The sequence below is a fragment of the Nocardia sp. NPDC052566 genome (assembly GCF_044547285.1).
Lineage (GTDB): Bacteria > Actinomycetota > Actinomycetes > Mycobacteriales > Mycobacteriaceae > Nocardia.
The window spans coordinates 1,774,335-1,793,018 of sequence record NZ_JBIUAF010000001.1 but is presented as its reverse complement, the minus strand read 5'-3'; the positions used below and the strand labels follow the sequence as shown (position 1 = coordinate 1,793,018).

The following is an 18,684-nucleotide window of genomic DNA, read 5'->3' as shown; positions in this document are numbered from 1 at the left end:
TAGGGCATAGCCATGGGCTGGGACCCACCGGATTCGATCAAAGCGCTCGTCGGCGCCGTCGGCGGCGTGCCGTGGCCCGACGGCGACGAGCAGGGCATGTGGGCACTGCAGGGCGTATTCGAACAAGCCGCCCGCGATGCCGCCGACCTGACACCGGAAATGCTGGCGGCGAAGGGCGCGATCCTCGAGGCGGCTCTTTCCGGCGAGCTCCGTGAGGCGATGCGGAAATGCTTCGAAAGCCCGAAAGGTTACGAAGAATTCCTGCCCAAGGTCGTCGAGCACCTGAACGCTGTCGCGCACAGCGCGAACTTGACCGGCGGGCACATCGAGACCGCCAAACTCCAGATGTACGGCACCATCCTGTTCATGTTGGCGGAGCTCGCGCTGCTGTGGTGGCAACCGGCAGCGCAGCCCGGGGTCTACGCGGGCACCCGTGTGGTGCTGGTCCGGATCGCGCAACGACTTCTGCTCAAGCTGTCCTATTCGGGCGTAAAGGGTTTCGCGGCGCGATTGGGAGTCCGGGTTGCCGCGCACGCCGCACTCGGCGCCACGCTCGGGGCGGGCCTGGACGCGAGCATCCAATGGCATGAGATCACCGAGGGTCATCAGGACGAATTCGACGCGGTCCGCAACCGCACCATGGCGGCCGCCGGTGGTTTTGGCGGCGCGATCGCCTCGGCCGGGATCACCGGATTCTTCGCACGCATGGGCCCGGAATGGATCGCGGCGAATCAGCTGAAGACCGGTTTGATCACCCTCGGAATGGGCGGCGTCCTCGGTGGCGGGGGTGGCTGGCTGGGCGCCGGACTGTACGGCGAGTACGCGAATTCCGAGGACCCATGGCATTTCGACTGGCGGATGATCAGCGCGGGCGTGGTCGGAGCCGGCGCTTCGATGGGCGGCAGGCATCTGATCTCCGGCATCACCGGCCGTACGCGCCTCGGACCGGTCGCCAAGGCCGCCGAATATCTTCGAGTGGATCTGCACGACCTGACACCGGCGGACAAGGCCATCGGTACACACGCGCGGCCCGAAGTACCTTCGGACGCAGCCAAAGTCGGCAAGGACGCCGGATACGTGGGGCAGCGACGCGCGCCGGGTCCACCGGATGTGCGAGCCGGGAGTACCGAGCGTGCGGACCAACCGGCCGAGGCGCCGGTCGCCCGGGCGATTCGCGACAGTGCCGATGCCCGAGTTCATCCGAGCGCCGTGCCGGAAGCGCCGCGGTCGACGGTCGATGCCGCGCGGTCCGGGCATACGGTGCCGGACAGGTTATCCGGTTCATCTGATCGAGGCGTTCTCGCGCAGCCGGATCGGGTGGCGAATGGCCACGCGGTGCCGGACAAGATGGTCGGCTCGGCGTCCGATGCCCAGGTTCTTCCGCGTTCGGTAGCGGAAGGTGCGCGGGCTGCGATCGACGCCGCTCCGTCGGGGCACGCGGTGCCGGACAAACTATCCGGCTCGGTCGAGCGGGGGCCGATCGCCGAGTCGGGCAGAGTGGCGGCCGGACATGCGGTGCCAGAAAGATTGTCGGGCCCAGGCGATCGACCGGCGCACAGCGACTCAGCACGGGCACCGGGTACGCCCGGAAAGCTCACTGCTACAGCGGGTTCCGTTGACGGTACCGCCTCGCAGGCGCGAGCTTCGGCCGCGCCCGTGGGCGAGCGGCCGGTCGGGCCGGTCGCCGCGGTGTCGCAGGAGGGCGCAGCACCGAAGGGCCGGTTCTCCGTTTCGGAGCGTGTCGAGGCGACAAACGGGGACTCTGTTGCGCCGAAAGTCCATGGCGCACAAGAGGTGCCAACCGAACACGCGTCTCGAGCGCCATCTGGGCACCTGGAGTCGCGGCAGTTGGCTGGCGTGGCCGATCGGGGCGTGCCCGCGGAAGCTGAAAAGTCGACCGCCGCAGCTGGTCTGGCCGACGGGCCAATGGCGTCGGCACTCATCGCAGGGACGGAACCGGAGGGCGGTCGGACACCGCATGATGCGGGCGATGCCGGTGCGATGCGGACCTCGGACAGCCACTGGGCGATGCCAGAAAACCCGACGGCTCACGACTGGGCGGAGATCAAACGGCGCGGGTTGACACGTTCGTGGGCGGAGGAGCGGCTGGCCGAAATCGAGGCGCGGTCCGGACCGGATATCCCCAAACGTCAGCGGCTGACCGAGATTTCGCGGAAGCGGCTGTTCGGGATGCTGGAGGGTGCGCCCGAGGATCGGCGTGCGGCGGCCTTCGAGATCATCCGGCGAAGCACGGCCGGCGAGGCCGCACCGGACGGCAAGAAGCTGCGCTGGACACAGATCGCCGCGGCCGAGGCATTGCGTCATGAGCTGGTGCAGATGAAAACCGGTGAGGGCAAGACGCTCGTGGACGAGGCGTTTGCTTTGGCCGGTGCGATGGAGCACAAGAAACTGATCTGGCTCACCTCCAGCACCACGCTGGCCGCCGACCACTCCGCCGAGCTGCGAGCCATGGTGCGCGGCACCAAGATCGATGTCTTCGATATCAACCCCGACGTGCAGCTGCCGGAGCCTGCCGAGGGCAGGTCCGCGGTGTATATCGGCACGTTGGATGGATTGGCCCACAGCTTTCTGAAAGAGCACAGAGTCCCTGGCCATTTGGTCAATTTCAACGAGTGGGACGCGGGGCTCTTCTTGGACAAAGCGCTCTTCATCGTCACCGAGGGCGGTACCGTCCCCGCCGCGCCGCATGTGGCACGAGAGGTCACGGAGGCCAGGCGGTGGCTTCTGGAGAGTGGGCTCACCGAGGCCGATTTCGGCAGCGAGCGCGATATCAGACGCGGGCAGCTCGCACTGACCGAAGCGGGGCGCAACAAGATCGAGCTGTGGCTGAACGACGCACTGACCGGGCCGCAGGAACACCGGTTGACCATGGCGGCCCTGGCGGAATGGACATACCTCAAGGGTAGGCACTACTTCTTGGGCTCTTTGGGTGAGGACGTCAAGGTTCTTCTCATCCGTGAGCACGACCACCAGGTCTTGGCCAATTCCGAGGAGTTCACCGAGAACCGGTTGAACGGTGGCCTGCACCAAGCGTTGGAGGCCAAACACCTGGATGACGGCGCCAGTATTCATGCCGATTCCGACACGCGGAAGACGAAGTCGATCACTGCGAGGCAGCTGTTCGCAGAACAATATGACTTCACCGGCTCGACGGGAACTGCTAAGCCTTTCGACCGCGTGGTGGGGGAGGTCTACGGCAAGGACGTTACGGTAGTCGACCCCTACCACACGTCGCGACTGGACCGCTGGCCTGATGTCGTCTGTGTTGATGAGACCGGCGCGGGGAACCATGAGGCCGTCAAGGTGGTGCGGATTGCCGATCGCATCGAAGAGATGAAGGTGACCGGTCGTTCGATCATGGTCGGTACCCATGTCAACGACCTGGTCGGCAAGATCAGCAAGGAACTGAGCGAGCGCGGAATTCCGCACATCGCCGTCGATGCGGAGTGGATGTACGAGCGCGGAGCATCCGCCGAGCATGACCTGCTCGCCTTGTTGAGTGAGGCGGGGCGTGAGGACCACGTCTTGGTCATCAATATGCAGGGCGGCCGTGGCGTCGACATCAAATTGTCGGCTGTCGCGCGCATCCTCAAGGGGCTGCACGTCATCGGCACCGCCCACTCCGACCTGTCCATCGCCGTGGACAGGCAGCTCGAAGGCCGCGCCGCCCGCGCGGGTGATCCTGGCAGTGCCGAGTATTTCATCGGCCCCGACGACGATCTCTTTTTCCTCAGCGACAGGGACGATGTCGCGCGCACTGTGGCATACCACGGCGACGCCGTCCGAGAATTCGAAGCACGGCCGACCTTCGAGAACCGAGTCTTGCTCGACCACGCCGAGCACTGGTTCCGAGCTCTCGTCCCGCAACTTCAAGCCGACGCGCAAAATCGCTTGGACGACAACATCCTGCGCGATATGGACACCGCCAAACTTCCTGGGCAGGACGAGGCCACCGCGGGCGAACTTCAGTCCAAATCCACACAATCGTCGCCGGAGTCGGCCCCCGACGATACGCCATTGGAAGGGAGTCCGGATCCACGATCACGGCTTCCGGAGTCGAACTTCCCCTTGGAGGGGGAGTTGCTCGGTACTGTCCCCGGCGACATGCGGGCGTGGCTGAACGAGCCTGCCGCCGTTGGCCATATGGCGCAGGACATCGGTAGCGATGCGGCAGGGACGCGGCCGCGGCTGTGGCCGAGCGATGACGTGCGGCCGGGTGATCTGCTGGTCCGGAACGCGGAGCTCGGCGAGCTCGCGGATAAGGCTGAGGCTAGTGTCGGCAGGGTCGACGTGGCAGGTGAGGCCGTACCGACGCTGATCGACAGGGTCGGCGCGCACCAGGTGCTCCGACTGCTGGAACCGGGTGGGTTGCTGCGGATTCAGACGACGCGGGCATTGGCTGGCGTGATCGAGTCTCAGTTGTATATGGCGGGATTCGAAAAGGTCGAGATCAACTTCCCGGCCGACAAGTTGATCCCCGATGATTTTCATCCCTCCGATCCTGTCGGCATCATCGCGTCGAAATCGACGGCCACCGCGGCCGAGCTCGCGGCCGCCCTCGAGCGCAAACTGGCCATCGCCAACGAACTGACCGAATTGGATATCGCGACCGAGGGGATCGAGTTGGTCGCGGTCACCGACGGGATGGTGCGCAACCTCGTCGACGCGATAAAACTGGCCAATGCACGAAATCGATTGGGGGAGTGTGCTTTAACCGCCGGGATCCGGCCCTTGGACAACAACGCCAGAGCACGATCACTGCTTTACGAGAGCAAGCGCGGCAAACCACGCGTACGCCTATCCATTGACCTGCACACCGTTGCCGAACTGGAGCGGCTCGCGAAGGACCTCGCGAAGGACGCGGAGGATCGATTCGTCAACGCGGCGGTCGCAGATCCAGCCCTCGACCCCATACGTGTGCTGGTCTTCCACGAATGGGGTCACCTGATGGCGTTCACGCGCAACCGGGGCGCGATCGCCGATGTCACCAGGGTGATCGAGGCCATGGTCGCGCTGTTCCAGCCCCTTCATGGCCTCGACGTTCAAGGTGTGCGGGAGTTGATGTCAGGCTACGCACAGCGTGGTGGGGTTCCTTCCCCAGCCGAGATCGACAAGATGTCTGACGAGGCCAAGCAGGCCAGGGAACTCGAGTGGGCTGATTTCGTCGGTGGCCGGGGACCCGTCGATGCCGAGACCCAAGCCGAGGCCGTCGCTTTCGCGTCCGGCGAGAAGTGGGCCGAGAAGCTGGCAGACGAGACATCGGCAGAGTACGTCCGCGGTCTGATCGAGACGGTCGTGCGGCGGATGGTCGCGCAGGACTCGCCCATCGACCTGACTGCCGCCGAGAAGGCGATGACGGTCGAGTTGGCAACGGCCATCCGTGCCGGAACCTCCGATGCCACTGTCCCAGCCGACGTCGACGCCTTCGCGCTCGGCGATATCGAGCTGATTCTGGCGCGGTTGGCTGCGGGTGACCGGTACCTGGTGCGGTTCGCCAAGATCCTGCTGCTGCGAGATATCCGTAAGCAGATCGAGGCGGTCGCGGCGCACGCACCGTTCGATCTGGCACCGGCCGACGTGAATCCGGAAGCGGGACTGGCTGTCACGCTGAACCGTCTACACGCGATGGTCGAAGCGGTCGAAGACTACGACAGTGTTGCCGCATTGACCCGGCTCGCGGACGACTACGAGGCCGCGAAGGCGGGGGAGGGGCGGCCCGGCCGACCTACGCCCATCGATGCGGCTAGCGCGCGTTTCGAGGTACTACTGCCGGAAATCGAGAAAATGCGCGCGCAGCGGGGCCGCGCGCGGCGGCGCCTGAACGCCCTGGTCTCGGAGGAACAGGTCGCCTTGGAGGACGGACACGTCGACGAGGCGCGCCGGGCCGCCTTGCGTCGGGCCGCCTTGACCGAGCAGGTGAACCGGTTCGAGCCGATCAAACGGACATTGGCAACCGCCCGCAAACTCAAACGGCAGTATGAGAGTTCGCGGGCTCGGGCACTGCGATTGAAAGACGAGCTGGATGAGGTCGATGCCCGCGGCCGCCAGCCGATAGCGGTCGAGCTCTGGGAGGCGCAGACCGAGACCCGTCGTCTGGCAGCGGAATTGGCGTTCACCGTCGCGACTCTCGAACATCAGGTGGCGCCCGAACTGTTCCTCGAACCGCGTCGAAACACCCGTCCGGCTATGGCCGACCCAGACAATGTCGGGTACGCGATGGCGTCCGAACACGATGGACGGACGCCGGGCGATCCGCTGCGGCCCTCGGCGGACCCGCACGGCGACGCAACGGACGCTGCGCCGACGACACCGCCGGATGCGTCGAAATCTGGTTTCCTGCAGTGGATTCGCGGCACCACCGAGCGCACGAATCCGCACTTCGTTCGGTTGTACACCGGGTCGGCGGTCTCCGCTATGGGGGGCGTCGGCCTTGGCATCTACATCCCGGTGCTGGTCAATCAGATGAGCGATTCCGGCGTATGGACGGGCCTGACGGTATCTGCCACCGAACTGGCGGGGGTGCTCGCGCAATACCCGGCCGGGCTGGTGGCCGACCGCTATGACAATCGCCGAACCATGCGAATCGCATCGATAGCTGGGCTGGCTGCCACAGGTATTACCGGTGGCTGGCTGCTCGCCGGTGCGCCAGGCGCACTGGGCGCGGTCGTCGGAACGGCGGTGGTCGTGAAGGTCGCTGTCGCGATCGGCGCGACCAGCACGACGGTCTACGGTCGGCAGCTGTCGCGCACCCAGGAAGAGCGCGCTACCGCGACAAATCTCGCACAGGTCTCCCGCTATGGCCCCGTAACCGTGGGTGCGTTCGGTGCCCCGATACTCGGGGGGATCTCGTCGGCACTGCCGTTCGGGGCGGACGCTGGATTGTTCGCGGTGAACCTGCGGATGCTGAGCAGACTCCCCGCGATGACGCCGGAGCCGACCGAGCGGGCGCGCGTGCTCGACGGTGTCCGCGCCTTGTGGCGCGACGTATACCTTCGCGGTGCGACCGGGGTCGGGTTCGCGGGTGGGTTTGGAAAGTCCATCAATGCCGTGCAGCAGGCGGCGGTTGTCAACGCCGCCGGTTACTCGGCGACAACGACCGGATTGCTGCTCGGGGGAGGAGGTGCGGGAGTTCTGCTCGCCGGGGTGGCGCCGAAGCGGCTCAGGGATCACATCAACCTGAAATGGATCCAAGCGCTGGCGCCGGCCACGGTGGCGGCTGTCGTCACCGAGCTCACTGTCACGACCAACCCGTGGATCATCGTGCCTTCCGTGGCCACTGCGGGTGCGGCCAACATGGCCAGTCTCACGAAGCTGGTCGAGTACCTGCCCGAGGTCGTTCCCGAAAGGGCTTTCGGCGCAGCGCTGTCCGGCTACGTGATGGCGGGCGGCACCGGCCTCTTCTTGGGCGGTGCGGTCGGCGGCTTGACTCTGGCGACGCTCGGCAGCACCGCGACCGGAGTAGTGGGCGCGGGAGTCTTGGGCGCAGCGGCGGTCGTGTCTGCGGGACTCGGCTACTACACCCGCAACTCATCCGGTCGACCGAGTGGACTGGGACAGGCCGGTGCTCGTACCCCGCAGCTGTGGGTCCCGGAGGGCGAACAGCCCCAATCGATTTGGGCGCAGCGGCCGGTACCGCCCGATGTACTGGTGTGGCCGCCGGCGGCAGGATCGGTGGAATCGGAGGCCACACCGCGAAATCCGGATACGGAACCACCGGCCGGTCGCGGCGAGATCGTCGGCCGGATGGCGAAACCGTGGCCGGATACGCGGGCCGAGGCGACGCCGTCCGAACCGGGAACCGGAGCGATGGTGCTACGCAGCGCGGACGACCAAGTGTTCCGGGCGAGTGGTTCGCGAACTGCGGGCGAGATCGTGGTCGAGGGGGAGGCGGTGTGGTGGCTGGTCGATGAGCCGTCGCCACCACTGCAGGATGAGCGGCCACTGAACCAGGTGCTGCAGAGACTGAAAGAGGAGGGTGTGCTTCGCGTCCGCACCATCGGTGCCGACGAGAAGAGGGTGCGAAACGCGTTGTGGCGCGAGGGGTTCGAGAACGTGCGAACGACCGCGGTGCGCGATGCCGCGACGGTACCGGATGGGCATCCGGCCCAGCGAGTCGAGATCACCGCGACAAAACCGGAGGCGCCTATCACAGATCTCGGGGCCGCTGCTGCCGCAAAGGTAGAGGTTGCCCGTCATTTTGGGGCGCTGGGCATCAAGACGATCGGATTCGACTACGTCGCGTTCCCGGTTGAGGTTGCGCGGCGGATGGAGTCCTCGATCATCCCGCTGACCCTGCAGTTGGCCGCCGACATCGACCTGACCGTCGCGGTCGAGCCCATCGACGAACACTCGTTTTCCATCACGCGCTACCGCGAAGGCGACGATGGGCGCGGTTCGGCAGAGTTGGTGATCAATCTCGCCGATGTCGGGGAAATGGCGGACTGGAGCGCCGAGGACTTCGCCAGCCTGCTGTCGCACGAGATGAACCATGTCGAGGACGCCGCGCGCAAGAGGCAGTTGAGCCGATACGTGCGCACCGCGCTGGAAGCGATGTACCAGGCGCACCGCGAGGAGATCGGCGACGACGTCGACTTCGGGACTTGGCACAACCAGATCGCCGACCTGGTCCGCAACCACGAAGGTGCTGGCACACCGAATGATCCCGAGATACTTCCCGATGACAACGAGTTGCTGGCAGAAGGCGTCGCCCACGGTGCCGACGACGCTCACACGCCGATCACGCCGCAGCAGGTTCTCCGACGCTGGGGAACGCCCGACGCCGAGATCCTCGACCTCGCCAAAGCGCGTCTGCTGGAGGACATCCGGGCACAGATCGCGGCCGTCGGCGAGCGGTCCCCCTTCATTTTGCGGCCGGACGAGTTGGCGATGTTCGGCGTTGAGCAGGCGCGTTCTCTCACGGCGACGGTGCACGATCCGGACGAGTCCGACTATGCCGAGAAGCGCGACTATGCCGAGAAGCTGCTGCGCCTCACCCTCGATTACGAGGCGGCGGCCCAAGCGGAACCGCTGGAATGGTTCCCGGATGAGCCGACACCGCGGAGCGTGTCGGAACGCGAGCAGGCGATGGCGGAGGAGATCGAGAACCTGCGATCGGAGCGGCGCACCGCGGAAATCGCGCTATCGCTGTTCGACCTCTCGCACGAAGACGAAGCAGATTTGACGCGCCTGGTCGAGCAAGTGCTGCGGATCGAACGGGCGTGGGAGGCAACGCAACAGGCGCGCGCCACGTCTGAAGAGGCCGAACAACGCGCATCCGACCTGGCCAACAACCTGATCGGACAACCCTCGCGGGGTGCGCCCGCTGCGGCGTTGCGACTCGCGTGGGCCGAGGTCGCCTGGCTGGTCAAGCAGCACGAAAAGGCTCTGGCGACAGTGGAAGCCAGCGTTATCGGTCCCCTCCGGCCCGCGAGCCCGCACAACCGGCCGCTGACCATCCCCGAGGCCGGCGCCCGAGCAACCGGAGACGACGGAACGACCGTTGTCGGCCACATGGCCAAACCCGATGGACACCTGACGCCAGAGCAGCGCGCAAGATTGGCCGAAATCCGCAGCGAAATCCGCGATTTGGGCGGCCACATATCAGAAATGGCGAGCGCCGCCCAGGTCCTGCGCACGCTGCGGACATTGCAGGCTGAAGTCACGCGCCGCATGGCCGAGCTCGGCACAATATCATCAGCACCCGAGTACAATGGAACGCAACCCCACGATCAACATACCGACGAACAAGCATCCCTCGGCCGACAATTTGTCGCCATCATGCGGTTGCAGCGCAGGCTGTTCGACGTGGCTCCCGAGCTGTTCGACACCGAAACAGCCACCGCGCGAACCGAACTCGACGATTCGGCCGCCGCATCATTGGTGTTGCCTTCACCTGAAGGCGATCGGTTGGACGTCGAGCATGAAGTTGGACGCAGGCTATCGGCGGGCCGCAACCTGCTCGACGAGCTCGACTATGACGAAATCGCAGCTGCTCGAGGCGATCACGAGAATGCGGGTGCTCGCCCTCTGCTCATGGCGATCTATCGTAGGCAGGGGTTCGACGGACTTCCCGAGGTCGCCAATCCGGCCGAACTCGACGCGATCGTGGCCGCGGGAGGAGCCGAGTTTTTCCGGGCTGTGTCGAGACGTGTCCGCGCGGCTCAGTTCCAGTCCGGCCCACATTTTCCCGGTGCCAGTGGCCAGGGAACATGGGTCACCACCCGCCGCGATGCCGCGATGGAGTATGCCAGTGGCGTCACTGCCACCGTGATGCGAATGGCCATGCGGCCGAACGCCAATGTCTCCGACGCGGACTCGTTGCGTCACCATCAGCGTGAAGCGCTCGCGGCTGTTCGGCGCGAGCAACAGAAACTGTCGCGACTGGAGCAGACGCCGGACGTCGTCGCGCGCCGCACGTCTCTTGGGCACAAAATGACAGTGCTGTCGGATCTCAGCTGTTTCGCCGCAGCGATGGGCATACAGGCGTACCGAATCCATTTCCGAGCCGATTCACCCGATGAGGACTGGTTGATCCTCGACCGTACGGCGGTGGTCGTCGAGGAAGTGGCGACGTGGGAGCAGACGTCCGACGCCGTACACGGCCTGCCGCTCGACGGCGTTCCCGGCGTTGCCGAACCTGTCGCCCCGGACAATCCCCGGGAGGCATACCAGCGCGCGCGAACAGCTGTGATCGATGCGTTCGAGATCTCGCTGGACGAGTTGCCCGAGAATCCCTTGCTTGTCGAACTGGCCGCGGCGCACGAGTCGATCGCTCGGCTGCTGGCGGTGGTTCGCAGCGCTCCGATCGACGAGCAGATACATCTGCGGATGCGGGTGGAGGAACTTGCCCGCGCGGTCGAGGCATTGCCCGAAGCTGGCGAGGCAATCCCGCAGGCCGACCTGCGAGTCGATATCGAGCCGGAGGGGCGGGTGTGGGTCACTGATGTCGACGAACCGGTCCGCGACGACGCTCCGCGAGATGACCCGCAGCGGCTTGCGCAGGTCCGGCGGCTCTCCGCCACGATCATCGAGCACGGCCGTGCGGAGCGGCGGGTCGCGGAAATCGAGCGTGCGCTCGCTGAGCATTCGCATGATGATCCGGATCGGCGTCGGTTGGCCGACGAACTGAACAGCGCTGTTGCCGAGAGTGATCGAGTTCAGGCCGAGGCTGATCGGCTGCTGGCGCTGGATACGGAATGGTGGCGGGCGTTCGTTCGGTACGAGCACTACCTCGGCGAGATCGATGAGCTGCGTCGAGAGTTGCGCACCGCACCGGCGGAGGCGCTGTCGCGGTTGGAATCGCTGCCGAACCTGGAAGCCGAAAGAGACGCCGCCGCACGCGAAATGGAACGCGTGGACCGGGGGTTGACTGCCGCGTTCCAAGCCAGGCAGCGCTTTTCGGACCCGGTCGACCCGGCTCAGCTCGAGGACGACTGCCATCCACTGGGAATGCTCACTCTCACCGGCCTCACCAACGCCCCTGTGCCGTCGTCGACACGGGAACCCGGTTTGGAAGGGACGCCGCTGTTCGTGAGCATGGCCGAGACCGGCGCGAGCTACCAACCCGTTCTCTCTGGCCGGGCCGCCTACGACAAAATCGTCGCGCGACTCGTCGCCGGGGCAACAGTACAGGTGGCAGTGGGGCTCGAAGATCTTGGCGGGCACGTACTCACAGTGATGAATAACGGTGGCCGATTCCGTGCGGTCTCCCACGGCGGCGCAAGATCACAGGCATTCACCGTGGACGTCCTCGGCGAAGGGCCCGTCCTCGTCATCGAGGTCAGCGACAGCGAATTCACTCATCCGCTGGACAGCGACGATCGGGCAGTACTCCTCGAACTCGCCGATCGTCGCGATGCCGCGTACACCGAATTGTCAACAGCCCGAAAGGAAATGGCGAGCCACCAGGAGAGCGGCGCCGAGCAGGCGGCGCGTGCCGCGGAATCCCGGGCTCGAGCCGCTGCACGCGAGGTCGAGTGGATCGAGCAGCTCGCTCTCGATCTGATCTACGGCGCGGACACCGAGACGGCCGCGATGCCGCAGCTGCACGCGGTGGTTGCTGACTCCGCTACGAGTGGGCCGGGGTGGGTGGATGCCGAGGCGGACGCGACGACGCTGGGGCACGCGGATCACCCGGATGGCGACGACGCGGTGCGGGAGCGTGAAGCGCTGGTGCGGGAGGAAGTCCGGCGGGCGGTCTACGGCGATGGGGCGGAGCCGGATGGCTGGTTGTTACATATTCCGGATGAGGAGTTCGTGCGGGTCTGGGAGGTGTTGTCGCACACCGCGATCGGGCGCGAGGCTGCCGCTGTGCTCCGCGAGGCGGGTGCGGCTGTGCGGTTCGCCGACCTCGGTGCCGGGCGTGTGATCGCTGCGGGCGAGGCGGACACGTTCAACGGCCGGACGATGGACATCGTCATCGATACGCATGATCGCTCCGATGCCGAGAAGGCCGCGGCCGTGGTGCGGATGGCGGAGCGGGTGCGGGCGATTTTGTCTGGGGTTGTCGAGGTGTTGTCGTCTCGGATCGCGGCGTTGGATTTGGCGGATCATCTTGCGGTTGAGGAGCGTATCGAAGCGTCTGCGTTCGGTCGGGAACTCGAGTTCGAGGAGCAGTTGGATGCTTCGGGGCTCGGGTATGTCACCGGTGTAATGCTCTCGAAGGTGGAGGTGGTGTATCGCGGCGAGATGCGGTCGGTGTACCGCGATGCCTTCCGGTCGGCTACCGAAGCGAGTGTTCGTACTGATCCGGAGTCGTCTGGGACGCGGCTGCGTGCAGTCGGTCATGAGGCGGGAATCGGTGCGTTGCTGGCGAACTCGCTGTACGGCGAGTACGGGCGGCCGGGTTCCGGGGCTGCATACCGCGCGGTGCAGCATGCGGAGTGGGAGGCGGCGAGACAGCCGGGTGGTGCGGCGGAGTCTTGGGTGGAATATGTGCCGCGGACACGAGACGCCGCGCGGCAGGTGCAGCGGTTGGTACGCGAGCACGCGGCGACCACCCGCGAACTGTGGCGGATCGAGGGCGCCTGGGATCGCGTGCTCGACTGGATGGACGACTTCCTGTTGGACGGATACGGGCGCAGACCTCGCCTGACCGCCGACACCTGGGCGGCCAGGCTCGAACTGCTCAGCCACGCGCACGAGGAGTTCGACGGTTTTGATTATATTGGCAGTTCCATCACCGCACAGTGCCTGATCGCCGAGCTGACCCAGCGCCATACGGAGCTGTCCGCCCGGCTCGAGGACGTCGGCCGCGCGATCGCGACCAGGGTCGGAGAGGACCTGCTGGACACATCACCCGCTGACGCCGAACTGGTGCGGCACGCTCATCTGGAGCCCGCGGATCTGGTCCGGGTCCTTGTCGACGAGTCAGGAACGGTGCGGGCGGCCCGCGTTCCGGACGCCTTCGACGTGCGGCCCGCCAGGTCCGAGGCGCTTCCGCAACCCGACGACGGCCGCGGTCATGCAACCGGTGACGCCGAAAACACGACGCGACACGAGAATCCGCCTTCTGAGCCGCGAAAGACGCTCAGCGACATAGCTTCAGATCATTGGGACTCGCAGCGGGAGCCGTGGACAAAGCCGCCATCTACCGATGGGGATAACGCGAACCGGATCTTCATGTGGGCGGTGTCGTTCATCGAACGGCACGGAATCGATGTCCGCGTGAGCCTCGAGCCGGACGCACGGGGCAGATATTGGTCAGGTGTGAACAACGAGATCGTCGGGTATCGCCCGGCGACGAATACCGTGGTATTGCCCCTCGGGACGGATGTTCATCAGGTCATGATCCGTGCTGCCGCGATGGCCGACATGCAGCGGGAAACACCCGACTGGGCGCGGGAGCGGTCGATCTTGCATCGGGAGGACTATGTCGGCCGGATGCTCGATCGGTGCGCCGAGGCCTATGCCCTGTCATTCGAGAGTGAACGCCTCTACCTTCCCGATCCAAATCTTGCCCCTCCCGACAACCTGGAGATCGTTTACCGGTTGGCCTTTGACAAGGCGTACAAGGTCGCATCCAAGGACTATCGTTACAAGCCCGCCATGCCTGTCGCGGCGCTGAACGCCGCCGCTTTCCGGGCGGGTGTGCGGGCGGTGCGGGCGGTGCTCCACGCCGTCGGACCGTTCGAGAATGGCGAGAGTTTCGCCACCAGGTACGGTGCCGATTGGGATCGGGCGCACGGGGTTCCGCCCGCCGCCGAAACGATTCCGGTGCCGCCGCCTGCTGATACTCCCGCCACGCGTATGCGGCGCAGCCGAGATTTCGCCCGGGAGTTCGAAACGTACCGGGAGCTGCGGAACGCGGGTCGCCCGATCGCGATCGGACATGTGGAGGGGGTCTATACCCGCGCCTACGACAAGGCGTACCGGAAGGCGGTCAAGGCGGCGGAACGTTCGCCTGATGCACCGAATCCGGAACGAGTCGCTTACGAGGCCGGGCTGAAGGGGGTGCGTCGCTTTATCGATGAGGTCGGGCTGGAGGCGGCCGAGATCGCCGTCGATGTGGTCCGCGCCTACAACGAAGGTCCGCATCGGCGCTGGGGCAACCCCTCGGAGCTGTCCGGCGACAAGGAGTCGCGGTCGGATCGTGACGATGTCGCGCCCCAGGTCTTGCGCTCCGGCCCGATGGCCGACTCCGGGCCGAGTTGGCCGGCGCGCGTGGATACCGACGTGGTCGAGGTGACGTTGGGGCACGCGGATCAGCCAGAAGGCGACGACGCGGAGTCGGAGCGCGTAGCGCTGGTTCAGGAGGAGGTCCGGCGGGCCGTCTACGGCGATGGGGCACAGCCCGATGGATGGTTGTGGGAGATTCCGGATGAGGAGTTCGTGCGGGTCTGGGAGGTGTTGTCGCACACCGCGATCGGGCGCGAGGCTGCCGCTGTGCTCCGCGAGGCGGGTGCGGCTGTGCGGTTCGCCGACCTCGGTGCCGGGCGTGTGATCGCTGCGGGCGAGGCGGACACGTTCAACGGCCGGACGATGGACATCGTCATCGATACGCATGATCGCTCCGATGCCGAGAAGGCCGCGGCCGTGGTGCGGATGGCGGAGCGGGTGCGGGCGATTTTGTCTGGGGTTGTCGAGGTGTTGTCGTCTCGGATCGCGGCGTTGGATTTGGCGGATCATCTTGCGGTTGAGGAGCGTATCGAAGCGTCTGCGTTCGGTCGGGAACTCGAGTTCGAGGAGCAGTTGGATGCTTCGGGGCTCGGGTATGTCACCGGTGTAATGCTCTCGAAGGTGGAGGTGGTGTATCGCGGCGAGATGCGGTCGGTGTACCGCGATGCCTTCCGGTCGGCTACCGAAGCGAGTGTTCGTACTGATCCGGAGTCGTCTGGGACGCGGCTGCGTGCAGTCGGTCATGAGGCGGGAATCGGTGCGTTGCTGGCGAACTCGCTGTACGGCGAGTACGGGCGGCCGGGTTCCGGGGCTGCATACCGCGCGGTGCAGCATGCGGAGTGGGAGGCGGCGAGACAGCCGGGTGGTGCGGCGGAGTCTTGGGTGGAATATGTGCCGCGGACACGAGACGCCGCGCGGCAGGTGCAGCGGTTGGTACGCGAGCACGCGGCGACCACCCGCGAACTGCGGCGGATCGAGGGCGCCTGGGATCGGGTGTTCGCTCGTTTCCAGGGCCTCAACCGCCGAATCCCCGAGGCGGAACAGGCCGACACCAGGGCGGCCCGGGTCGAGCAACTCTGGGAGCTTCATCGCCACACGGCCACTTACTTCGCCGGTGAGTTGAGCCTGATCACCGAACTGACGCAACGGCACAGCGACGCGTCCGCAGGGGTGAGGGCGACCGAGCGCGCGATCGCGACCAGGGTCCGAGAGGACCTGCTGGACACGTTACCCGCTGACGCCGAACTGGTGCGGCACGCTCATCTGGAGCCCGCGGATCTGATCCGGGTCGTCGTCGACGAGTCGGGAACGGTGCGGACGGCCCGCGTTCCGGACGTCTTCGACGGGCGCCGCGTCGGGGCCGAACCGCGCCCGCGTGCCGACGATGGTCCGAGGCAACCGAGCCAGGATGCTGAAAATACGGCGCGACAAGCGAATTCGGCAGCTCCGCCTCGGAAAACGCTCAGCGACTACGTTTCCGATCTCCAGAATGTGGTGCGCAGACGTACCAACCGGATGAACAGGGGTGCCACCCATATCGGCAGGTGGGCCGTTTCGTTGCTCGAGCAGTACGGAATCGACGTCCGCCTGAGTAACGAGGCGGAGGTTCATGACCGTTCCGGCGGCCGAGACGGGTCTAACGGCCCCGCGCATGGGTATCATCCGGCGACCAATACGGTGATGCTGGATACAAACTGGAGTCCTTCGTTTAGTCGGCGCTACTCCACTGATCTGATCCGTGCGGTCGCGATGGCCGATATGTTGCGGGAAACACCCGGCTGGGTGCGGGAGCGGTCGATCTTGCAGCGGGAGGACTATGTCGGCCGGATGCTCGACCGTCAGGCTGAGGCTCATGCGTTGGCGTTTGAGGCTGCAAGGAGCCTTGGTTGGTTCCGCGGCAAAACGATGCGCGCACGCTTACGAAAAGAAGTCAGCCGCTTACGAAAAGGAGTCAGCATTAAGGAGCCCGACTCCCCCGACGCGTTCCTCGTGGAGTTCGTCTATCTCGAGGCGTACCGCGACGCCCTGAAGATCACGGAGGATGCGCACCGCCGCGACGCGAGCGTGCCTGGCTGGGCGCTGAACGCCGCCGCTTTCCGGGCGGGTGTGCGGGCGGTGCGGGCGCAGTTCCACGTTGTCGGCCCGTTCGTGGGCGGCGAGAGTTTCGCTACCCGGTATGGTGCGGAATGGGATCGGGCGCACGGGGTTCCGCCCGCCGCCGAAACGATTCCGGTGCCGCCGCCTGCCGATACTCCTGCCATGCGCAGGTTGCGCAGCCTTGGTTTCGCCCAGGAGATCGAAACGTTCCGGGCGCTGCGGAACGCGGGTCGCCGGATTGCGATCGGACCTGTGGAACGGGCTTATACCGACGCCTACCATAAGGCGTATCAGAAGGCGGTCAAGGCGGCGGAACGTTCGCCTGATGCACCGTATCCGGAACGAGTCGCTTACGAGGCCGGGCTGAAGGCGTTGCGTCGCTTTATCGATAAGGTTGGTCTGGAGGCGGCCGAGATCCTCGTCGATGTGGTCCGCGCCTACAACGAAGGTCCGCATCGGCGCTGGGGCAACCCCTCGGAGCTGTCCGACGACAAGGAGTCGCGGTCGGATCGTGACGATGTCGCGCCCCAGGTCTCGCGTTCGGGCCCGATGGCCGACTCCGGGCCGAGTTGGCCGGCGCGCGTGGATGCCGAAGTGGCCGAAACGGCGTTGCGCAATGCGTGGAGCCGATTGGGGGCGGCGGGATGGATCGATGTCGAGTTCGCTCAGTGGCGGGAGTCGGTGCCCGAGATGGATCCGGCGAATCTGGTGGAGACGCTGACGAGATCCGCGGCGTTCATCCAGGAGAACGGATATCGGTACACGCGACCCGAATACGTCCTGTGGCGGTTGCAGTGGCCCGCGGAGGAAGCACCGCCTGGGATGACGAGTTTCGCTGAGCGGCTGCAGGACGCCATCGTGATGCGTGATCCGACGGTCGAAGACCTCACCGATGTCGGTGTCAGAGGGGCCGGACCAGTGGTTCAGAAGCTCACCTTCGGTGCTGACCTCATCGCGGTACGTAAGTACGCCACTGCCCGGAGCTGGGCCCACAAGGAGTATCTGGGTTCGTTGGTGGGCAGCAGGGTGGCCCAGGCGAAAGTGGCCCCCGTCTTCATCACGGATAAACCGATCATGGTCGACGGGAGCGTGCGCTACGAGGTCTACTCGGAATTCGCGGCCGGACGCTCCATCGCCGACGTGCGCCGTGATGCGGTGCTGGCGGGCAAACTGAAGAATTCCTTCGACCTCTGGTTCTGGTCATATGCCGACTCGGAGGAGGGGCGTCGCCGCGGGTTCCACGATCTCCTCATCGCAGAAACCGATCGCAACTCGTCAAACGTGACGGAAGATCTGGTCGCATACGACCACGAAGAGTCACCCGAAGCGCCCGTGTCCTCTAGCCATTTCGCAGCACGTCTCCGTGACTTCGTCGCCTGGTTCGGCCTTCGTGCGCTGGAGCGGTCCGCGCCGCAGGAGTATCTGGCGCACGCCCAAGCGGAACTCGAATCAGTGCGATCCGAGTACGAGGCGCTCGGGCATGGTGACTGGTATGCGAAGGTCCGGGGGCGGTTCGACGAGTTCGTGCAGACGGCCACCGACAAGGTTCGCGCCCGCATCGAGATGGAAATCGGAAAGGCGCGTGCCGAAGTGCGTATCGCCTCCGCATTGCGGGTGGCGTCCGGCGAGGATAGTGCCGTCGTGGCCGATGCGTTGTCACGCCGCCTACAGCCCGACGACCACACCGCCGTGGCTGCCGCGCTATCACGCCCGGAACGGACCATCGATGCACTGCGCGCGGCGGGTGTCTCGGCGGAGCTGCTCGACGAACTCGGTAAGGCAATGTCCGCCTACGACCGGATCATGGAGAACATTCGCGAGGCCGATATCGACGGCACGGTGTGGATGCGCCGCCTGGCCCATCGGGAAGCGTTGGTGCAGCACGGCGTTCGGCTCGCGCGGGAGGCGGGCGCCAGTCTCGCTGGGCTTCGTCCCGCCGGCAATCCGCTT

1 protein-coding gene (cut by a window edge) is annotated in these 18,684 nt (G+C 65.8%); it reads left to right on the top strand.

The annotated features are described in order from the left end of the window. Positions 1-12 precede the first annotated feature (12 nt). A protein-coding gene (locus tag ACIG5A_RS07290) for an MFS transporter (protein ID WP_397238713.1) crosses the window boundary here: on the top strand, positions 13-18,684 show its 5' end (the start). 24,558 nt of this gene lie beyond the right edge of the window; only the first 18,672 of its 43,230 coding nucleotides appear in the window; its start codon is at positions 13-15; its stop codon lies off the right edge, out of view.